Source organism: Rickettsia endosymbiont of Urophora cardui, assembly GCF_964030725.1.
GTDB lineage: Bacteria > Pseudomonadota > Alphaproteobacteria > Rickettsiales > Rickettsiaceae > Rickettsia.
In genome coordinates this window covers 380,349-400,271 of record NZ_CAXIPY010000007.1, presented here as the reverse complement: position 1 = coordinate 400,271, position 19,923 = coordinate 380,349, and the positions used below count along the sequence as shown (strand labels likewise).

Sequence of the window (19,923 nt, the reverse complement as noted above, 5' to 3'; positions counted from 1 at the left end):
TTTCCTAATTTTTCGATTATCAGGCAGCAATTTGCTGATAATTTTGCATATAATTCAGATATACATTCATAGGCTTTTTATAACCAATACTTGAATGAAATCTGTGATAATTATATTTATTCAGATAATGATCAATCCCCTCTTTTAACTCTTTAACATTGTTAAAATCATTAATAAAGATACAATTATATTTTAAAGTTCTAAAAAACCTTTCTATTACTATATTATCAATACTTCTACCTTGGCCATTCATTGAAATTTGGATATCATGCTCCTTGAGAATATTTATGTGGTCATAACTGGTATATTGGCTACCTTGATCACTATTAAATATCTGTGGAGCGTTATACTTACTGAGAGCTTGTTTCAAGACATCAGTTACAAGAGATGCATCCATAGAATTTGACAGTTTATAGCTCAATATGGCCTTGCTATGCCAATCTATAATAGCTGCCATATACATAAAGCCACCATTAGTTCTAATGTAAGTAATGTCACCACTCCAAACCTCATTCACATTAGGCACATACACTTGCTTTGTTGAGCCAGATTTAGTCCAATATTGATCAAGTAAGTAGCTATAGATCTTATGCTCACTATCGTTTCGAGAAGTAGATTTTTTCTTATGTGGGTAAATAGCTTCTATACCCATCATCCTCATATATTTCAGTACTCGATCTTTACCGACAATAAAACCATCTTCTAGTAACTGTTGATGAATATAGCGATAACCAAATTCAGGATTATCTGTATATATTTCATCTATTCTATTTAAAATACTTAATTTATTTATACTCATCTCCTTGGATTTATAGTAGGCTGTAGATCGACTAATCTTTAATAGTTCACACTGTCTTGATTTTGAGAGTTGATTTAGCTTGGAGTGTACAAGACTCTTTTTATTTGATAAATCCAAGCTTTTGAGCTTTCCCACGGCCCAGTCCCTCTCAACTGTGATTCTACCAAGAGCTTTAGCAAGCTCATCATTTTGCTCTTGTAAATGATTTATTTGTTCTTGATATTCACTCAAAACTTTAGCTGGTTCAAAAGCTAATGCCGCATTACCTAAAAACTGTTTTTTCCAATTTTGAATTGTTTTAACACTTATTGCATATTTTGAAGCTAACTGACCAAGTGTCGACTCCTCTTTTATTAATTCTAATACTATCCCCGTTTTTTCTGAAGCACTGAAAATTTTTACTTTATTTTTCTTCATCTTTCCTCTTAAGTTTATTGCTATTTATTCTAACTTATTGCGGAAACACACTCCTTCATTTTTTTGTCCAATTTTTTTAGTCCATTATATATTTATTCTGAAGAAATAGAGCTTTACTATGGTAACAAATGTTTACAAAAAATGTCTAGAATCAGCAATGGCTATGTTATTGATTATAGACATATTATTGATAGTTTAGTACGTAAACCTGGAGCATTTGTTCAATATCAATATTATGAAGCTTTATTCCCACGTGCTATATTTCGTCAGGTATATGACCAGCTTATCTCTATATATCCATATAAAGGGCATAAAATATATCTTAAAATATTACAATTAGCAAAAATGTATGGAGAATTGAATGTAGTTACTGCATTAGAAGTGCTATTAGAAAAGAAGATTGAGCCAATAATTGATCATATTACAGATTTACTAAATAGCCAGACTCAAACTGTTTGTTCAGTAAAAATTAATCAACCAATACTGTCTGAATATGATCAATTACATTGCTTTAAAACAATGGAGGTTGCATGAGTAAACAGATAATAACTCCGCAACCGCTAAATAATTTACTCAAGAACCTTTGCTTACCTACTTTTGCATCGTGCTATAAATCAGTTGCAGAAAGCTTTGAGCAAGAAAAGAAAACATATATAGATTATCTACAGGAGTTAGCCATACGTGAGTTAGAACATAGACAACAACAACGTATTGCCAGATTGCTGAAGCAAGCAAAACTCTCTCGAGATAAGTTATTAAGCAACTTTGATATTAAGCGTATCCCAGGATTATCGCCAACTAAGATCCAATATCTTGCACAAGGAGAATTTATGGATCGCTATGAAAATATACTTATTGTTGGTAATCCTGGCACTGGCAAAAGTCATCTTAGTATAGGTTTAGCACGTGAGTGGTGTCTTGCTGGTAGACGTGTATTATATACAACAGCAGCTAATTTGGTTCAACAATTACTAGAAGCAAAGCTTAGTTTAAAACTTAAGCAAATTATTAAAAAATTCGATTATTTTGAAATATTGATAATTGATGATATATCATATGTACCATATAATCGTGAAGAAACTGATGTTTTATTTACCTTATTAGCTGAACGTTATGAAATGCGTAGTGTATTAATTACTAGCAATTTAGTTTTTGCAAAATGGAATACTATTTTTAAAGATGAAATGACTACGTCAGCAGTTATTGACAGATTGGTTCACCATTCTTCAATTCTTGAACTCAATACTGAAAGTTATAGAATCGCTACAGCTAAAGGCAAAAAATTAACTATAAAATCGGAGGATAATAATGTAACACTTTAGACAATATTTTTTACTCAAAAATGGGTAATTTTAATATTCGTCATGGGTAATTCTAATGTTCGTTCATCATTAATCCACTGCTCGCTAATTTTACAAAAATCATCGACAAAACAAAATAATGCAGTAATATCTTTCTTCATGGGGATACTCTTGTTTTTTTGCTAAAAATTATATAGAGTGTCTTCTATCCTTTGTAAATACTGACTTCCAAACCTAGATTAATCCAGAATTCAGGTTCTGAGAGATTAAAATGCTTAAAGTTAAGGCTAAATTGTCTGTTATTGATGGCAATACCAAACCTATTTCATCAGTTGAAAAAGAACTTAAGTCATATTTTGACGGCAATTTACAAAAATTTAATACATCTTTATGTCTTGTAGGAAGCGAGTTTCAGAGATTAGTATGGGAAAAGCTAATGAATGTGCCATATGGCGAAACAAGGAGCTACTTTACACAAGCTAAGGCAGTGGGCAAAGAAACTGCTTATAGAGCTGTTGCACATGCTAACGGAGCAAATAGATTTGCTATAATTATTCCATGCCACCGCATTATTAATAATAATGGCGAGCTTGGCGGATATGGTTCAGGATTACATCGTAAAAAATGGCTTATTGAACATGAAAGAAAATTTACAAGAAATTAGAAATATTTTACTTAATTCGGCGACTATTCCGGTAGAACGCTTAACAGTTTTTTTTAAAACTAAAGAAGGGCAATATGGTGAGCATGATAGGTTTATAGGGGTGACTGTGCCGACTTTACGTAAAATAGCTAAAACTTATTATAATTTAAGTAAGGATGATTTAGGCAGGCTTATTAAATCAAGATTTAATGAAGAAAGACTTTTAGCATTAGTTATCCTTATCAATCAATATCAAAAAGCTTCTGATAATGATAAGAAATTTTTTTATGAATTCTATATAGATAACACAAAATATGTTAATAATTGGAATTTGGTTGATGCTTCAGCTCATTATATTATCGGAGCTTATTTATGGGATAAAGATAAGGAATATCTTTTCAAATTAGCAAAATCTGAAAATCTTTGGGAAAGAAGAATAGCAATGGTTGCAACTTGGTATTTTATTCGCAAAAATGAACTCAATTTAACTTTTAAAATAGCACAATTATTACTGAACGATAAGCACGATTTAATTCATAAAGCGGTAGGGTGGATGCTACGTGAAGCAGGAAAAAAGGATGAAAAGCAGCTGATAGATTTTCTAAATCAACATATATCGCAAATGCCTAGAACTACATTGCGTTATGCGATTGAGAGATTTTCTAAAGAAACACGCAGGCATTATATTCTAAAAAACTAGCTTTATATAAAATTTATGCTAGTATTTTATAAAACTATTAAAAGGTGTTAATTATGATAAAAACTTTATTGGCTGGTTTCATAGCTTTTGCTAGTATAACAAGCTATGCTAGCCCTAACACTCAGCCAGCCCAAAATACTAACCCTACAGATTCATCTGCTACTTTATCTAAGTTAAATGCGGCAGGAGCTGTACAATTTGCACAATCTTGGGTAAGACCTACAACAAATGTTAATAATGTACTAAGCAATTCTGCTATGTATTTTACATTAGTAAATACTAGACCGGCTAGCTATAATATAGTTAATATATCTTCAGATCAAATAGGTAGAATAGAGATGCACCAAACAGTTACCGACAGTAATGGTGTTAGTCAAATGGTGAAAGTAGATTATCCGTTTTTAATTTCTGGTAATCTTAACGTTGGTTTTGTACCTGGAGGTATGCATATAATGCTTTATGATATAAGGAAAGATCTAAAAGTTGGTGACACAGTTGATATAACTGTGTTCTTTGATGATAATAGTGTAAAAACTGTTACTGCTCAAGTGGCAAGTAATAACCCTTATCCTCAACAGTAAAAGAAAATTTTAATCTCTCAGGGTTTAATTCCCCGAAGCTCTGCTTCGTGATATACTACTTGAATGGAAGAAAGCAGTTATATACATAAGAGTCATAATGTCACAGTACTAATATATCATTTAGTAACGCCGGCAAAGTATAGAAGAGTAATATTCAATCAAGAACTAGATGATTATTTGTGTAAAATTTGTGAGCACATAGAAGATCGTTATGAAATTAGATTTTTAGAAATAGGAGTAGATAAAGATCACGTACATTTTTTATTACAGTCAATACCAATGTATAGCCCAACAAAAATAACTCAAATCATAAAAAGTATTACTTCTAAGAAAATGTTTGAGAAATATCCAAATCTTAAAGAAAAATTATGGGGAAGTGAGTTTTGGAGTAAAGGATATTTTATGAGCACAGTAGGTAACTGAAGTTTTGACAAAAAATTTTTAATGATGCTCCTCGCAGCAGAGCTACGAGGTATCTAAAAAAGTTTTAGTGGTTTCTTATGATATCACGAAGCAGAGCTTCGGGGAATTAAACCCTGAGAGATTAAAAAAAGTGGCGAGTGTATCAATCTATAATGTGTATTATATATCAAATAATTTACTTTAAATTGTAGAAATATCGCTTTTAAGCTGATAAAAGCACTAAATATTTAAATATAAATTTTTACTTTAGTCAGAAAAATTAGAATTTTTGTCAAAACTTCAGTAGGTAAACATGGTGATGAGCAGAAATTACGGCTCTGTTTCATCAATTGTGTAAATTTCGTGAGCCATTAAATCCTACCATCAAATTTGATCATAAAATGAGCCATAGCTTCATTCCAATTGGGGATAGGCATAGACCATTTTTTGGTAATATAATCAATTGTCAGATATAAAACCTTAAATAGTCCGTCCGCCAAAACTCTACAAGCCTTATAGATAATATGGTTTTAAGACAAGAAGTAATACAACAATCCGTAAGAAAATGATAAAATATGGTCATAAACCTTATGGATTTCAGTCAATGCCAATAGACAACATTATCAAATCGCAAGAACAAGGGAAACTGTTTGGTTATAAATTAAAAGAAGAATTAAACCCAAATAATAAGCTATATAAATTAAGAGAATTAATAAATTGGTCTAGGCTCGAAGAGTGGTTATCAAAAAATGTTTGTATTAAGAAATTTGGTAGAAATAGAAAATGTCATAGAGTGATGCTTGGCATAACGATGCTACAAGCAATGTATAATTTTTCAGATTCATTATCAGAGGAAGAGCTAAAAGAGAATATGTATTGGCAGTATTTCTGCGGGTGGGAATATATAGAAAAAGACATAGCTATCTCGGAAACTAGTATACGACGGTTTCGTAGTGTATTAGGTGAAGCTGGATATAATGAGATATTATCGGAGTTGATCAGGGTTGGGATAAAAACTAACACAATTAAAAAAAAAGATTTGGAATTAATCATCGCTGATACGACTGTACAAATTAAGAATATCAAACACCCACACGATGTTTATTTAATGGATAAAGCTAGGCTTAGCATAGTAAAGCTTTGCAACAGTTTGGGTATACATTTGAATGAAACATACGCTAGAACCTATAAACGCGATATAGTAAAGCTATGGAAATATAAAGAACATAGTAAAGCCAAGAAGCGTTGGAAAATAATGAAGCATTTAAAAATATTACTGGGTCGTTTGATTAGAGTATGTGAGCGTGAGATCAAAAATAAGCAATTAAACTTGTCTCTCAAAAATCAAGAAGTATTGCAAAAAATAAAACAAATACATAACCAATCTGTTTTAAAAAGAGAAGCTAAAAAGCAATATAAAGAAGATAACAAAGTATTATATAGTTTTCATGCCCCTGAAGTAGAGTGTATAGGAAAGGGAAAACGCAACAAGCCATATGAGTTTGGCAATAAAGTAGCGGTAGTAGTAAGTGGTCGTAGAAATTTTGTTTTATCCGCAAAATCGTTTCATAATAATCCTTATGATGGTCATACATTGCATCAGAGCTTTGAAGCAGTAGAGAGTGTCACTGGAATCAAGATAAAGAAATCATTTGTTGATCTTGGGTATAGTGGTAGCAATGTAAAGGAGAAGAGTAAGGTATATACCCCAAAAACGCGGAAGAAGTTGTTACAAGAGGACAAGTCTATGATCAAGAGACGCAGTGCCATAGAACCAATAATAGGTCACTTAAAGCAATATGGTCGGATGGGTAGAAACTTCTTGAAAGGTATGATAGGAGATATTATCAATCCAATAATCTCTGCTATTGGTTTGAATTTACGATGCATTGCAAATCATTTACAAATCGTGTCTAACTCCACATAAATCAAAAATATCATCATGCAAAAACTAGATGAACGATAAAAAATCGTTAACAATAGCTCCATATCAAAATTAGACCAACACAGAAATGTATCAGTAAAAATTAACATAACTTATTAATTTTTATTGAAAATCTTAGCAATTTGTTGTCAAAACTCTATCCCATTACAAATGATCAGGATTTGAAGTGTTTTTGGCGGATAGACTATATATCCGAAAACTGAACATCAAATTTGTATTGTCCATCAGATCAGGAATAGCCTCAAATATGTATCATATAAAGATAGAAAGCAATTAGCAGCGGATTTGAAACTAATCTATACTTCTGCTACTGAAAAAGAAGCAGAATTAGCTCTTGAGTCATTTGATCAAAAATGGAGTAAGCAATATCCGCATATAGCTAAATCTTGGTATAATAATTGGGATAATTTGATAATTTTCTTGCAATATCCAAAGGAGATTCGTAAGATTATTTACACTACAAATGCGATAGAATCGCTGAATAGCCAATTGAGAAAAGTGACTAAGAATAAACGCATCTTTCCAAATGATGACGCAGTATTTAGTCTATCCGCCAAAAACACTTCAAATCCTGATCATTTGTAATGGGATAGAGTTTTGACAACAAATTGCTAAGATTTTCAATAAAAATTAATAAGTTATGTTAATTTTTACTGATACATTTCTGTGTTGGTCTAATTTTGATATGGAGCTATTGTTAACGATTTTTTATCGTTCATCTAGTTTTTGCATGATGATATTTTTGATTTATGTGGAGTTAGACACGATTTGTAAATGATTTGCAATGCATCGTAAATTCAAACCAATAGCAGAGATTATTGGATTGATAATATCTCCTATCATACCTTTCAAGAAGTTTCTACCCATCCGACCATATTGCTTTAAGTGACCTATTATTGGTTCTATGGCACTGCGTCTCTTGATCATAGACTTGTCCTCTTGTAACAACTTCTTCCGCGTTTTTGGGGTATATACCTTACTCTTCTCCTTTACATTGCTACCACTATACCCAAGATCAACAAATGATTTCTTTATCTTGATTCCAGTGACACTCTCTACTGCTTCAAAGCTCTGATGCAATGTATGACCATCATAAGGATTATTATGAAACGATTTTGCGGATAAAACAAAATTTCTACGACCACTTACTACTACCGCTACTTTATTGCCAAACTCATATGGCTTGTTGCGTTTTCCCTTTCCTATACACTCTACTTCAGGGGCATGAAAACTATATAATACTTTGTTATCTTCTTTATATTGCTTTTTAGCTTCTCTTTTTAAAACAGATTGGTTATGTATTTGTTTTATTTTTTGCAATACTTCTTGATTTTTGAGAGACAAGTTTAATTGCTTATTTTTGATCTCACGCTCACATACTCTAATCAAACGACCCAGTAATATTTTTAAATGCTTCATTATTTTCCAACGCTTCTTGGCTTTACTATGTTCTTTATATTTCCATAGCTTTACTATATCGCGTTTATAGGTTCTAGCGTATGTTTCATTCAAATGTATACCCAAACTGTTGCAAAGCTTTACTATGCTAAGCCTAGCTTTATCCATTAAATAAACATCGTGTGGGTGTTTGATATTCTTAATTTGTACAGTCGTATCAGCGATGATTAATTCCAAATCTTTTTTTTTAATTGTGTTAGTTTTTATCCCAACCCTGATCAACTCCGATAATATCTCATTATATCCAGCTTCACCTAATACACTACGAAACCGTCGTATACTAGTTTCCGAGATAGCTATGTCTTTTTCTATATATTCCCACCCGCAGAAATACTGCCAATACATATTCTCTTTTAGCTCTTCCTCTGATAATGAATCTGAAAAATTATACATTGCTTGTAGCATCGTTATGCCAAGCATCACTCTATGACATTTTCTATTTCTACCAAATTTCTTAATACAAACATTTTTTGATAACCACTCTTCGAGCCTAGACCAATTTATTAATTCTCTTAATTTATATAGCTTATTATTTGGGTTTAATTCTTCTTTTAATTTATAACCAAACAGTTTCCCTTGTTCTTGCGATTTGATAATGTTGTCTATTGGCATTGACTGAAATCCATAAGGTTTATGACCATATTTTATCATTTTCTTACGGATTGTTGTATTACTTCTTGTCTTAAAACCATATTATCTATAAGGCTTGTAGAGTTTTGGCGGACGGACTATTTAAGGCTTTATATCTGACAATTGATTATATTACCAAAAAATGGTCTATGCCTATCCCCAATTGGAATGAAGCTATGGCTCATTTTATGATCAAATTTGATGGTAGAATTTAATGGTTCACGAAATTTACACAATTGATGAAACAGAGCCGTAACTTTTCTCAATTGGCTATTCAGCGATTCTATCGCATTTGTAGTGTAAATAATCTTACGAATCTCCTTTGGATATTGCAAGAAAATTATCAAATTATCCCAATTATTATACCAAGATTTAGCTATATGCGGATATTGCTTACTCCATTTTTGATCAAATGACTCAAGAGCTAATTCTGCTTCTTTTTCAGTAGCAGAAGTATAGATTAGTTTCAAATCCGCTGCTAATTGCTTTCTATCTTTATATGATACATATTTGAGGCTATTCCTGATCTGATGGACAATACAAATTTGATGTTCAGTTTTCGGGTATACTGATGCAATAGCATCAGATATACCAGTTAGATTATCACTACAAGCAATTAAGATATCTTTTACTCCTCTATTTTTCATCTCAGTAAAATTACCAAGCCAAAATTTAGCTCCTTCATTCTCACTTATCCATAAGCCTAAAATATCCTTTCTGCCAGATAAACCTATTCCTAAAGCTACATATACTGATTTATTAATTCAAGTGGGATTATACGCTAAAAGACTTACCGCAACCACAATTAGCTTTTTCGTTAGGATTGGTAAAAGTGAATTGGGATTTGAATTTGCTCTCTACATAATCCATTTCAGAACCTAATATATACATTAATGCTTTTGGATCTATTAGGATCCGCACGCCTTTTTCTTCGACTACTTCATCAAATTGGTTTTTATTATCGGCATACTCAACATAATAAGTTTGACCGGCACAACCGCCTGACTTAACGCCTACCCTAATTCCATATGTAGGCTTATTACGTTTTTCTATCAGTAACTGCACTTGTTTTGCAGCCGAATCAGTTAATGAAATAACGCTTTTCTTCATATGTTAAGAGTCTTTTTTATTTTCTTTTTTAAGCTTGTAATTGGCTATAGCTGCTTTTATGGCATCTTCAGCAAGAAGTGAACAATGAAGTTTTACCGGCGGCAATGATAATTCTTTTGCTATTTCGGTATTTTTAATCTCTTCAGCATCGTCTATTGATCTACCTTTTACCCATTCTGTTACTAAAGAACTTGAGGCAATAGCCGAACCACAGCCGAATGTTTTAAATTTTGCATCCGTAATAATCCCATTATCATCAACTTCGATTTGTAGCTTCATAACGTCACCGCAAGCAGGTGCACCAACGAGTCCCGTACCAACGTTTTTCTTCTCTTTATCAAGTGATCCAACATTACGTGGATTTTCATAATGATCTATTACTTTTTTGCTATAAGCCATTGTTATTCTCTAAAATTTTAGTTTTAATTGTTTCAACGTCATTGCGAGGAAAAACTACAAGTTTTGACGAAGCAATCTTAGGATATTTGACAAGATTGCCGCGTCGCTTCGCTCCTCGCAATGACGATTTTCAATGCACAGCCCATTTAATTTTCTTTAAATCAATCCCCTCTTGCATCATTTCCCAAAGCGGGCTTAAGTCCCGTAGCTTATTGATTTTTGAGCATATTAACTTTACTGCATAATCAACTTCTTGCTCAGTAGTAAATCTACCTATGCCAAATCTAATCGAAGTATGAGCAAGTTCCTCATCAACTCCCATAGAACGCAACACATATGATGGTTCAAGCGAGGCTGAAGTACAAGCCGAACCGGAAGAAACCGCTAAATCTTTAATGGCAAGGATAATTGATTCTCCTTCAACACCTGCAAAGCTTAAGTTTAAATTTCCTTTATACCTTTGATCTTTATCACCATTTAGGTAAACTTCAGAAATTTGACTGTTTATAGCACCTAAAAACTTATCAAATAATTGATTTACATGCTTGGTATCTTTTTCCATCTTATTATAAGCGATATTAGCAGCTGTGCCAAGTCCTACTATTAAGGGTGTCGGCAGCGTACCGGAACGCATACCACGCTCTTGACCACCACCATTTATTAGCGGAGTAATACGCACACGAGGTTTTTTTCTAACATACAAAGCACCTATGCCTTTTGGACCATAAATTTTATGCCCTGAGATACTTGCAAGGTCAATATTGCACTCATTAACATCAATTGGAATTTTGCCAAACCCTTGAGCAATATCAGAATGAAAGAAAACACCTTTCTCACGACAAATTTTTCCAATTTCCTTTAAGGGCTGAATCACACCTATTTCGTTATTCACCGCCATAACTGATACAAGCATAGTCTGATCGGTTATAGCATTTTTTAAAACCTCTAAATCGATTATTCCGTTAGGTTTGATTGGTAAGTAGGTGACTTTTACCCCTTCCTGCTCTAAATGCCTGCAAGCATCAAGGACACATTTATGTTCACTAACTACTGTAATAATATGGTTCTTTTTATTGCCATAGAATTTTGCTATGCCTTTTATAGCAAGGTTATTAGACTCAGTTGCACCGGAGGTAAAGATTATTTCTTTAGCTTCAGCCCCTATTAGTTTTGCAGTATCACCTCTTGCCTCTTCTACAGCGTTTTCAGCTTCCCACCCAAAAGAATGACTACGTGAATGAGGATTGCCAAACTTGGTAGTAAAATATGGCAGCATCGCTTCCATCACACGTGGATCTAACGGCGTCGTTGCCTGATAATCCATATATATTGGGAGGATTAAATTGTTTAATTGTATGTTCATATAATTGTGAGTATTAAAAATTTTTTTTATTTTTGTGTCATACCGTGGCTTTTTAATCATCATTGCGAGGAGCAAAGCTTTGTTGCAATCTTATGAAATAATAAGCTTAACTCCTGAGATTGCTTCGTCAATTATTTCATAATTTCCTCGCAATGACGCTATGCAACATTGTACACTTCTTTAAAAGCCATCATAAATGCCTTTATATCATCAATTGTGTTATTATGCCCAAACGATACCCTAATAGATGATTTTACTTCTTCTTCATCTAGCCCCATATTAGTTAACATATGCGATTTAGATATTTTACCTGATGAGCAAGCAGAGCCAGAACTAACACAAATATAACGCAAATCAAAACCGATCAGTTTTGTCTGAGCGTCTGTACCTGGCACAGTAAACAAGGTAGTATTAGGTAATCTCTTTGCGTTTTCGCTAATAATATTTACGCGTTGATACTTCTTTAGTTTTTTCTCTAAAACTTCTTGTAAGCTTTTGAGTTTTACATAGTTCTCTACGATATTTTCTTTCATTAATTCAGCTGCTAAGCCGAATCCTGCAATTGCTAAAACATTTTCAGTGCCTGAACGTACTGACTTTTCCTGTCCACCTCCTATAATTATTGGAGTAAGCGGAAAGCGAGAAGTAGAGATTAAAGCAGCACCACCTAGTCCACCTCCTATTTTATGCCCTGAAATTGTAGCAAAATCTAACCCTAACACTTTGATATTTGTTGGTATTTTACCAAAACTTTGTACTAAATCGCTATGAAATCTTGCATCATATTTTTTAGCTATCTCACTTATTTTAGCTAAATCTTGTAGCACTCCGCTTTCATTATTAGCCATCATGACGGACACTAACTTCTTAGAAGTCGTACTTTGGGCTAATAGCTCCTCTAAATGCTCAAGCTCAACTACCCCTTGCTTATCAACTCTAATAATTTTAATATTCGGAGCATGCTTTATATGGTTATAGATCGATAAATGTTCAATAGCAGAAATGAAAATATCACCATCATAAAAATTTTTCATTATTAAATTATTACTTTCAGTTCCTGAAGAAGTAAAAGTAATATCATATTCTCTAGATGATATTACTAAAGCTGCTGCTATTTGAGAGCGTGCTGTTTCTATAATATTCTTAGCAAACCTACCTGAGCTATGAGCAGATGAAGAATTAAGCTCCTTATTCATCAAGCTCATTACATATTCCTTAACCTTTGGTGCAATAGAAGTAGTAGAGTTATGATCTAAATATATCATATATTTAAATTCAGGTTTAAAGCATCTTTAACTGAAATATTTTCAAAATAATCTCTGATATGCTTACCAAGCCCTTTCCATAATTTATGCGAATTACATTTTATTGTACTCGAGGCACAATTTTTTATCGACTTTTTATAACAGCCGGTCATTATGAAGTTCTCATTTACGGCATCCATAATATTAGAAATTTTTATTTCTTCTAATTTTCCTATTAAGATATATCCTCCGTTTGGTCCTCTAATAGCCTTAACTAAATTGGCTTTTTTAAGTTTAGAAAATATTTGCTCTAAATAATTAAGTGATATATTTTGTTTTAAAGAAATTTCATTCAAAGTTATAGGCTCATCGCCTACATTTGAAGCCATCTCTAATATCGCCATTACGGCATACCTACCTTTTGTCGTTAGCATCATAGGATTATTTACCAATAAATATTGGCATTACAATAGAATGTCCTAGTAAATTAGTCAAGTATTATATAGATATTATTATCTTTGTTTTTCTTGCGTATTTTTATTATGTATAATAGGAGTATTGGAGGGATGACTTAATTTATGACTAGTGTTTATAACTATTTTGGACTGAAAAAATTGGACAAAAAAATGAAGGAGTGTGTTTCCGCAATAAGTTAGAATAAATAGCAATAAACTTAAGAGGAAAGATGAAGAAAAATAAAGTAAAAATTTTCAGTGCTTCAGAAAAAACGGGGATAGTATTAGAATTAATAAAAGAGGAGTCGACACTTGGTTAGTTAGCTTCAAAATATGCAATAAGTGTTAAAACAATTCAAAATTGGAAAAAACAGTTTTTAGGTAATGCGGCATTAGCTTTTGAACCAGCTAAAGTTTTGAGTGAATATCAAGAACAAATAAATCATTTACAAGAGCAAAATGATGAACTTGCTAAAGCTCTTGGTAGAATCACAGTTGAGAGGGACTGGGCCGTGGGAAAGCTCAAAAGCTTGGATTTATCAAATAAAAAGAGTCTTGTACACTCCAAGCTAAATCAACTCTCAAAATCAAGACAGTGTGAACTAATGATGCTCCTCGCAGCAGAGCTACGAGGTATCTAAAAAAGTTTTAGTTGTTTCTTATGATATCACGAAGCAGAGCTTCGGGGAATTAAACCCTGAGAGATTAATAAATCATTTCTACCATTAATTAATAAAAACCCTACAAGAAAGCCTGAAATAAGCTATTCTGAGCTGTTAACAATAGTGCTTTTATACCATCAATCACCTTGTAAAAACTTTAAATATTTTTATATGTCCTATCTACAATTATATAAATCAGACTTTGTAACTCTTCCATCATATACTCGTTTTATAGCTCTAAAACCAAGAGTTCTGAGTTATTTAGTTTTATTACTTGAATGGTATATGCAGGCAGCTCAATCTACGGGAGTTTCTTATATTGACGCACATCTTTAGAGGTTTGTCATCGAAAAAGAATCTCTCGTAATAAAGTCTTTGCCGGTATTGCTGCTTTGGGTAAAACAACAAAAAGTTGGTTTTTTGGTCTAAAATTACATTTGGTTATTAACAAAAAAGGTGAGATTCAAGGTCTAAAACTAACGCCTGGTAATGTAGATGATAGAGCGCCGGTTTCGATAATCACCAAACATATCACGGGATTATTGTTTGGCGATAAGGGTTATATCAAACAGGAGCTCTTTGATGATCTATACAGCAAAGGAATCAAGTTAGTAACTGGCATAAAGAAGAAAATGAAGAATAAACTTATGCCATTATTTGAAAAAATATTATTACGCAAACGCTCAATTATCGAAACAGTATTTAGTGTGCTGAAGGGTGCTTTCGAGATCGAACATACAAGACATAGATCAATTTGGAATGCCTTTGTACATATCTTATCCGCCCTCATTGCATACTGTATGAAACCTAACAAACCTGCTATATCTCAAAATTAGCTAATCCAGAATTCAGGTTTATAAGTCTATTAAACTGAAGTTTTGACAAAAATTCTAATTTTTCTGACTAAAGTAAAAATTTATATTTAAAGTTAAATATTTAGTGCTTTTATCAGCTTAAAAGCGATATTTCTACAATTTAAAGTAAATTATTTGATATATAATACAAATTATAGATTGATACACTCGCCACTTTTTTTAGTTAATCACCCTGCATTGTAAATGCAGGGCTTAAGATTACGGCATAAATGCCTTAGCTATAGCTAGTTTTCAACTTGAAAGTTTCCAAACTTATCATCTCTCGATTCATGTTTATCAATATAATCCTTAATCATTTTGTCAGTCACATTGCCTGTGGTTCTGACAAAATATCCAACAGCCCATAAGTGTTTACCCCAATACTGTTGCCGTAATTCTGGAAATTCCTGCGGAATCTTCCTTGAACTCTTTCCTTTTAGATACTGTACCACCTTACTAATACTTTGATAAGGTGGCACAGATACATAGATATGTACGTGATTTGAAGCTATCTTCCCTCTTAATATCTCTACACCATTATTCTTACATATCTCTTGGATTAGGTCCTTGACTCTCCTACCAATATATTATAGCGATATTTAGTCACCCATACTATATGATAAGTACAATCGTAAACTGTGTGGCTTACAGGAGTTTCGCACTTAGCAAAAAGTATGTTAATCTAGAGAAAAATAGTTTTAGATAAAACTGAAGTTTTGACAAAAAGATAACCAAACTTATAAAGTATGATATAAATACGCTCAAATACAAAATGGTTTTTAGTGTGTATGATTATGCAAGAAATGTTGCAAGAAATAAAAAATTTTCCCCTATAATCAAGATGTGGTTTTAGAATTAATACTATCACTAGTAACTAATGATAGCGTTAAAGCAAGATCTGTTGTTGAATTAACAACTAATAAATATTTTCAGCGTAGTTGGTCAAGTGTATACAGAGCTATAGAGAATTTTTACTGTGCTCGTGATGAATCATTAAATATAAGAGATGAGCAACGTTTTAAGACTCGAGAAGATATAGAAAAATACTTAATAAGTAAACTGATTAATGAGGGTAAAAACTTACTGCAAATAGATACTACAGTGAGTAGCAAGAAAGATTCCAAGAAAGCAATTGATCGTACATATATTAGACAGAATGCTAATAACCGACCAGTTGCGGGTTATGAATATAGTGTAGTTTGCATCGGTGCTCAGCCTAAATGGTCTGTACCAATATCTATAAATAGAGTAAAATCAGATGAGAATAAGTATAGCAAAGGTAGCAAACAAATAATGAAAATTGTTAAGCAAATACCACAAAAGGCTCTAAATATAACAGTAGGTGATGCAGGTTATAGCGCTCTATCTTTCATTCACCCGCTGCACAATGAAGCAAATACGGTAACAATAACCCGCCAAAGAATTAATCGCAGTATTTACAAAATATATATAGAGGAGCAAAAAACAAGAGGTCGTAAAAGATCTTATGGAGCTAAGATTTCTTGTAGTAGTTCTGATAATTTACTGATTCCAGATACAGAAGAAACTGTAGTAAAGGCTACAAAAAATGGTGACATATCAATTAGTATTTCACTATTTAAGAATTATCTAATCAAGGGCAAGAAACAGCATATCATGTCTGATAAACCGCTGAATTTTATTCAGGTTAAGGTGTTAGATGCATCAGGAAATAGGAAATATAACAGAGATTTATGGTTATGTGTTTCTGGCCAACAAAAAGATAAAATCAGTGGTAAAGAAGTATATGAATACTATAGACAAAGGTTTGATATTGAGCATTTTTTTAAATTTGGTAAGTCAAAATTATTGATGGATAAATTTCAAACGAATGATCCAAATAAAGATGAGGATTATATGTTATTCGTAATGCTAGCGTACAACATATTGTATCATGCACAATCTTCAGTTAAGGCAAGAAAAGTAAGGGCATGGGATAAAAAAATCAATAGCAATATGTTGTCTCCAAGTGAAGTTTATAGATCTATGCCACAAATTGCCCTTGAAGAAATATTAGAAAAGTCTATATCCAGAGGGATACCAGATCATAGAAATATTAGAAATAATCATCAGGTCAAACCATTTGCACCAGTAATACGCAAAAGTAATAAACACGGTAAGTTGGAAATTACAATAAAATCAAGTTTTGATGGAAGTAACCAAATTACCAAAACCTCATTTAATAAAAAGCTAGAATTACCAAATAATATTAGTAAGTATAAACCAGCAATATTAGACAAAATTGCTACAGTTTTTGACACATTATGTACCCAAATAGAATAAATAAATTTTGTTATTACTAAAAAAGTATAAAAAAATTGGAATACATTTCTCCTTATGGAAAGGATTTTGTCAAAACTTCAGATAAAAATGACAAGAACAAAATGTAGCAAGGACTTATATAAATCATTTTTACAAGCAAGTAGTGTCAGATATACTAGCAAGGCATTATCTGAAGTGAGTCCAGTAGATCTATCTCACGATAGTGCAAGTCGATGGTTAAAGAGTAAGGATTTTCGTCCTAGCGAAATCTATAAGGAAGTGTCAAAATATATAGATTGGGAAGCACCGTGTTTATTAGTGGGGGATGACACCTTATTATCAAAGCAATACAGTCAGAAGATTGAGCTTGTACGTTATCAATATTCTGGAGCTGTACATGATGTTATACCTGGTATAGGAATGGTAAACTTACTACATTACAATACTAAAATTGCTCAATCTACTCCCGTAGATTATAGAATATATGATAAAGACACTGATGGTAAAACAAAGAATGAGCATTTTTGTGATATGCTTACTTTAGCTAAAGAAAGAGGTCTCAATCCTGATGCCATAGTCATGGATGCTTGGTATAGCGGGTTGGAGAATTTAAAACATATACGTAATTTAGGCTGGCTATGGGTTACCACCCTAAGGAAAAATAGAAAAGTTAATCATAATGTTAGCTTGGAAAGTTTAGAGATACCCGATGAGGGGCTAAAAATTCACCTACGTGGATACGGTTGGGTTACGGTATTTAAGTTTGTGGCAAAGAATGGTCGCATTGATTACATAACAACGAACTTGGAAAATCCCACACGTGAGCAAATAGAGAAAATTGTTAAGGCACGTTGGTCTATAGAGGTTTATCATCGAGAATTAAAACAAACTTGTGGTATTGAACGCTGTCAGGCACGCACGGGCCGAGCTCAAAGAAATCATATTTGCCTTGCAGTATTTGCCTGGCTTGATATGAATAAAAGGAGGATAAATGAAAACATTACTTTATATCAACAAACTTGGGAAGTTATAAAAACATCAATTCAAAACAATATCAGATGGCTTTTAACTGATTCGCAACTTTGCTAAGTGCGAAACTCCTGGCTTAGCTTCTTGTAATACTGCATCTCTTCATTCTATATGTTAAAACGACGCACTGCAAGTGCGGGGTTTTTCTCCCAAATTTGGGACAATAAAAATTTTTTGTCAAAACTTCAGATTAAAGGAAATAACGGAGAAGAAATATTTGAAGCTTATGCTGAAAATAATACTCCTGCGGCTTATAGAGTTTTTTGGCATTATGGACCTAAAAAAGATAATATTACCATTTTAACAATTACAACACATCCATAACTATAGTAATTCCCTAGAAAAAACAATTGCGTTGCAGCAAATCCTTTAGCGTGTAATAGTTTTACGTAAAACTACTACTGCAATGGTTAGTATTATAAGTAGGAAAGTAAAGAAGCTAAATGTTACCCATAATGATTTGAAGTTTTGCCATAGTAACATACTGAAGAAAGGTGTGCTTGAGGATAATATAATACCGCCAAGGGAGTGAGATAAGCTATAAAGCCGCATTCTAATAGCTGTTTTAAATAAGGATTGGACGATAATTTGCAGTGGAACCGCGTAAAATGCGGCAAGCCCAATTAGTATAATAGGACATATAACAGTAAATATTTGCTGATATAGTAAAGTTTGCATAGTAAAAGCTGTTACAAGACTAAGTAGCAGGGCAAATATAATTTGTTTTAAAGGATTTATTTTATCAGCAAGCATTCCTGCGAAAATAGCCGCTATCCCGTAAGTAATAATTAGGCTTATGTTCATAAACTCAGTTTCTATAGGGTTTATAAAAGCTATTTTTGCTAAAAATACTCCTAAGAAATATACTAAAAAATGGTATATACCGCCGATTGTACCATTTATTAGTAGTGCCAAAATAAAAGACTTTTTAGAGTTTTTTAGAGATTGAAAGATAGGAATATTATCAGATTGTTTATTTTTGTTATGTAAAAACTCTCTACTTTCCTCAAAATAGCTTCTCATCAAAATCGCAAATAATCCAAATGTAGCACCTACAAAAAAGTTAATCCGCCACAAATAATAAATATTAAGGTTAGTCGCACAATAATAAGCCATAGCAGCAAGTAATGCTCCTATTTGAGTGCAGCTTGCAACTACTCCTAGCCCTAAATTTTTTCGGTTATTTTTTGTTTTTTCTGCTACATAAACTTTTATGCCATCAACTTCGCCAGCTAAACTTGCAAGAAAAATCATCCGGCAAAATGTAAGCATAATTGTAGCAAGAATACCTATTTTATCAAAGGAAGGGGTAACGGCAATTAGTAAGGTAGAGATACTGCTAATAAACATCGATATTTTGATGGATTTAGTGCGTCCATATCTATCCCCTATATAGCCGAAAATTATAGAGCCTAAAGGACGGATCACAACAGCCGCACTCAGCAAGGCAAAAAAGCCAAGTAGCTGTGTTTCATGCGTACTTCTAGGTAAAAAATTTTGTGCTAAAATGTGAGCTGATAAGCCGAATAATGCATAATCGTAGTAACGAATTATAGATACAAAAAACGCAATTAAAAAAGCTGAATTGGACATAAAATATATTTCTTTCTATACCATGATAGTATCATATGATACTATCATAATGTAATGT

At 32.6% G+C, this 19,923-nt stretch carries 18 protein-coding genes and 8 pseudogenes; 14 read left to right on the top strand and 12 right to left on the bottom strand.

Annotated elements, in window-relative coordinates; all coding sequences use genetic code 11:
- Positions 1-19: 19 nt before the first annotated feature.
- Positions 20-1,216, bottom strand: coding sequence for an IS3 family transposase (locus AAHI98_RS16080; protein WP_342224752.1), 1,197 nt, complete (start codon positions 1,214-1,216; stop codon positions 20-22).
- Between the two features lie 141 nt (positions 1,217-1,357).
- Here AAHI98_RS16080 and AAHI98_RS16075 point away from each other — a divergent pair, with 141 nt between their 5' ends.
- Positions 1,358-1,750: an integrase gene (locus AAHI98_RS16075; protein ID WP_342225848.1), complete on the top strand. Its 393-nt coding sequence runs from the start codon at positions 1,358-1,360 to the stop codon at positions 1,748-1,750.
- Complete coding sequence (gene istB, locus AAHI98_RS16070; protein ID WP_342226473.1) at positions 1,747-2,538, top strand: IS21-like element helper ATPase IstB; 792 nt, start codon at positions 1,747-1,749, stop codon at positions 2,536-2,538. The genes AAHI98_RS16075 and istB overlap by 4 nt, the downstream gene beginning before the upstream one ends.
- Before the next feature lie 14 nt (positions 2,539-2,552).
- Here istB and AAHI98_RS16065 read toward each other — a convergent pair whose 3' ends face one another.
- The gene (locus AAHI98_RS16065; protein WP_342226472.1) at positions 2,553-2,678 is read right to left on the bottom strand and encodes a hypothetical protein; all 126 of its coding nucleotides are present in this window, start codon (positions 2,676-2,678) and stop codon (positions 2,553-2,555) included.
- A gap of 101 nt (positions 2,679-2,779) precedes the next feature.
- Between AAHI98_RS16065 and AAHI98_RS16060 the strand changes: the two are divergent.
- The 4 genes and pseudogenes from AAHI98_RS16060 to tnpA (AAHI98_RS16045) form a co-directional block, all read left to right on the top strand.
- Positions 2,780-3,181 (top strand): annotated as a pseudogene (locus AAHI98_RS16060) (methylated-DNA--[protein]-cysteine S-methyltransferase); the annotation flags it as partial.
- Positions 3,156-3,860, top strand: coding sequence for a DNA alkylation repair protein (locus tag AAHI98_RS16055; protein WP_342226471.1), 705 nt, complete (start codon positions 3,156-3,158; stop codon positions 3,858-3,860). The pseudogene AAHI98_RS16060 and the gene AAHI98_RS16055, both read left to right, overlap by 26 nt.
- Positions 3,861-3,913: 53 nt before the next feature.
- Positions 3,914-4,441 carry a copper chaperone PCu(A)C gene (locus AAHI98_RS16050; RefSeq protein WP_342226470.1) on the top strand — a complete coding sequence of 176 codons (528 nt, stop codon included), beginning with the start codon at positions 3,914-3,916 and terminating at the stop codon, positions 4,439-4,441.
- 63 nt (positions 4,442-4,504) lie between these two features.
- A pseudogene (gene tnpA, locus AAHI98_RS16045) lies at positions 4,505-4,858 on the top strand (IS200/IS605 family transposase); the annotation flags it as partial.
- A 356-nt stretch (positions 4,859-5,214) separates the two neighbouring features.
- Here the strand turns inward: tnpA (AAHI98_RS16045) and AAHI98_RS16040 are convergent.
- Positions 5,215-5,337 (bottom strand): annotated as a pseudogene (locus AAHI98_RS16040) (IS256 family transposase); the annotation flags it as partial.
- A 71-nt stretch (positions 5,338-5,408) separates the two neighbouring features.
- On the opposite strand from AAHI98_RS16040, the gene AAHI98_RS16035 reads away from it, so the two are divergent.
- Positions 5,409-6,770 (top strand): IS5 family transposase, encoded by a 1,362-nt coding sequence (locus AAHI98_RS16035; RefSeq protein ID WP_342224717.1) that lies wholly within the window; start codon positions 5,409-5,411, stop codon positions 6,768-6,770.
- 204 nt (positions 6,771-6,974) lie between these two features.
- Positions 6,975-7,337: pseudogene (locus tag AAHI98_RS16030) on the top strand (IS256 family transposase); the annotation flags it as partial.
- Positions 7,338-7,535: 198 nt separating this feature from the next.
- Here AAHI98_RS16030 and AAHI98_RS16025 read toward each other — a convergent pair.
- Entirely contained in the window at positions 7,536-8,897 is a 1,362-nt protein-coding gene (locus tag AAHI98_RS16025) for an IS5 family transposase (protein ID WP_342224717.1), read from the bottom strand.
- A 71-nt stretch (positions 8,898-8,968) separates the two neighbouring features.
- Here AAHI98_RS16025 and AAHI98_RS16020 point away from each other — a divergent pair.
- A pseudogene (locus tag AAHI98_RS16020) lies at positions 8,969-9,091 on the top strand (IS256 family transposase); the annotation flags it as partial.
- Between the two features lie 36 nt (positions 9,092-9,127).
- Here AAHI98_RS16020 and AAHI98_RS16015 read toward each other — a convergent pair.
- From AAHI98_RS16015 to AAHI98_RS15990, 6 genes and pseudogenes are all read right to left on the bottom strand, one after another.
- A pseudogene (locus AAHI98_RS16015) lies at positions 9,128-9,637 on the bottom strand (IS256 family transposase); the annotation flags it as partial.
- A 13-nt stretch (positions 9,638-9,650) separates the two neighbouring features.
- On the bottom strand, positions 9,651-9,986 hold the full coding sequence (locus tag AAHI98_RS16010) for an iron-sulfur cluster assembly accessory protein (protein ID WP_342226468.1): 336 nt from the start codon (positions 9,984-9,986) through the stop codon (positions 9,651-9,653).
- A 3-nt stretch (positions 9,987-9,989) separates the two neighbouring features.
- Positions 9,990-10,385, bottom strand: a complete 396-nt coding sequence (gene iscU / locus AAHI98_RS16005; protein ID WP_342226467.1) for a Fe-S cluster assembly scaffold IscU — start codon at positions 10,383-10,385, stop codon at positions 9,990-9,992.
- A gap of 130 nt (positions 10,386-10,515) precedes the next feature.
- Entirely contained in the window at positions 10,516-11,748 is a 1,233-nt protein-coding gene (locus tag AAHI98_RS16000; RefSeq protein WP_342226466.1) for an IscS subfamily cysteine desulfurase, read from the bottom strand.
- A 158-nt stretch (positions 11,749-11,906) separates the two neighbouring features.
- Positions 11,907-13,013 (bottom strand): cysteine desulfurase family protein, encoded by a 1,107-nt coding sequence (locus AAHI98_RS15995; protein ID WP_342226465.1) that lies wholly within the window; start codon positions 13,011-13,013, stop codon positions 11,907-11,909.
- Positions 13,010-13,429, bottom strand: a complete 420-nt coding sequence (locus AAHI98_RS15990; protein WP_342226680.1) for an Rrf2 family transcriptional regulator — start codon at positions 13,427-13,429, stop codon at positions 13,010-13,012. The genes AAHI98_RS15995 and AAHI98_RS15990 overlap by 4 nt, the downstream gene beginning before the upstream one ends.
- 434 nt (positions 13,430-13,863) lie before the next feature.
- Between AAHI98_RS15990 and AAHI98_RS15985 the strand changes: the two genes are divergently transcribed.
- Together AAHI98_RS15985 and AAHI98_RS15980 are read left to right on the top strand one after the other, a co-directional pair.
- Complete coding sequence (locus tag AAHI98_RS15985) at positions 13,864-14,088, top strand: hypothetical protein (RefSeq protein WP_342226464.1); 225 nt, start codon at positions 13,864-13,866, stop codon at positions 14,086-14,088.
- 63 nt (positions 14,089-14,151) lie between these two features.
- Positions 14,152-14,945, top strand: a pseudogene (locus AAHI98_RS15980) (IS982 family transposase).
- A 263-nt stretch (positions 14,946-15,208) separates the two neighbouring features.
- Here AAHI98_RS15980 and tnpA (AAHI98_RS15975) read toward each other — a convergent pair.
- Positions 15,209-15,639 (bottom strand): annotated as a pseudogene (tnpA, locus tag AAHI98_RS15975) (IS200/IS605 family transposase).
- Positions 15,640-15,806: 167 nt separating this feature from the next.
- Between tnpA (AAHI98_RS15975) and AAHI98_RS15970 the strand changes: the two are divergent.
- The 3 genes from AAHI98_RS15970 to AAHI98_RS15960 all read left to right on the top strand — a co-directional run bounded on the left by AAHI98_RS15970 (position 15,807) and on the right by AAHI98_RS15960 (position 18,596).
- Positions 15,807-17,264, top strand: a complete 1,458-nt coding sequence (locus tag AAHI98_RS15970; protein ID WP_342224664.1) for a transposase — start codon at positions 15,807-15,809, stop codon at positions 17,262-17,264.
- 87 nt (positions 17,265-17,351) lie between these two features.
- On the top strand, positions 17,352-18,332 hold the full coding sequence (locus AAHI98_RS15965; protein ID WP_342224659.1) for an IS701 family transposase: 981 nt from the start codon (positions 17,352-17,354) through the stop codon (positions 18,330-18,332).
- A gap of 114 nt (positions 18,333-18,446) precedes the next feature.
- Positions 18,447-18,596, top strand: a complete 150-nt coding sequence (locus AAHI98_RS15960; protein ID WP_342226463.1) for a hypothetical protein — start codon at positions 18,447-18,449, stop codon at positions 18,594-18,596.
- Positions 18,597-18,641: 45 nt separating this feature from the next.
- Here AAHI98_RS15960 and AAHI98_RS15955 read toward each other — a convergent pair whose 3' ends face one another.
- Complete coding sequence (locus tag AAHI98_RS15955; RefSeq protein ID WP_342226462.1) at positions 18,642-19,865, bottom strand: MFS transporter; 1,224 nt, start codon at positions 19,863-19,865, stop codon at positions 18,642-18,644.
- Positions 19,866-19,923: the final 58 nt, after the last annotated feature.

Bases quoted from the DNA above. Each gene is read 5' to 3' on its own strand.
- AAHI98_RS16080 (WP_342224752.1), bottom strand. From the start codon at position 1,216: ATGAAGAAAAATAAAGTAAAAATTTTCAGTGCTTCAGAAAAAACGGGG.
- AAHI98_RS16075 (WP_342225848.1), top strand. From the start codon at position 1,358: ATGTCTAGAATCAGCAATGGCTATGTTATTGATTATAGACATATTATT.
- istB (WP_342226473.1), top strand. From the start codon at position 1,747: ATGAGTAAACAGATAATAACTCCGCAACCGCTAAATAATTTACTCAAG.
- AAHI98_RS16065 (WP_342226472.1), bottom strand. From the start codon at position 2,678: ATGAAGAAAGATATTACTGCATTATTTTGTTTTGTCGATGATTTTTGT.
- AAHI98_RS16055 (WP_342226471.1), top strand. From the start codon at position 3,156: ATGAAAGAAAATTTACAAGAAATTAGAAATATTTTACTTAATTCGGCG.
- AAHI98_RS16050 (WP_342226470.1), top strand. From the start codon at position 3,914: ATGATAAAAACTTTATTGGCTGGTTTCATAGCTTTTGCTAGTATAACA.
- AAHI98_RS16035 (WP_342224717.1), top strand. From the start codon at position 5,409: ATGATAAAATATGGTCATAAACCTTATGGATTTCAGTCAATGCCAATA.
- AAHI98_RS16025 (WP_342224717.1), bottom strand. From the start codon at position 8,897: ATGATAAAATATGGTCATAAACCTTATGGATTTCAGTCAATGCCAATA.
- AAHI98_RS16010 (WP_342226468.1), bottom strand. From the start codon at position 9,986: ATGAAGAAAAGCGTTATTTCATTAACTGATTCGGCTGCAAAACAAGTG.
- iscU (WP_342226467.1), bottom strand. From the start codon at position 10,385: ATGGCTTATAGCAAAAAAGTAATAGATCATTATGAAAATCCACGTAAT.
- AAHI98_RS16000 (WP_342226466.1), bottom strand. From the start codon at position 11,748: ATGAACATACAATTAAACAATTTAATCCTCCCAATATATATGGATTAT.
- AAHI98_RS15995 (WP_342226465.1), bottom strand. From the start codon at position 13,013: ATGATATATTTAGATCATAACTCTACTACTTCTATTGCACCAAAGGTT.
- AAHI98_RS15990 (WP_342226680.1), bottom strand. From the start codon at position 13,429: ATGATGCTAACGACAAAAGGTAGGTATGCCGTAATGGCGATATTAGAG.
- AAHI98_RS15965 (WP_342224659.1), top strand. From the start codon at position 17,352: ATGACAAGAACAAAATGTAGCAAGGACTTATATAAATCATTTTTACAA.
- AAHI98_RS15955 (WP_342226462.1), bottom strand. From the start codon at position 19,865: ATGTCCAATTCAGCTTTTTTAATTGCGTTTTTTGTATCTATAATTCGT.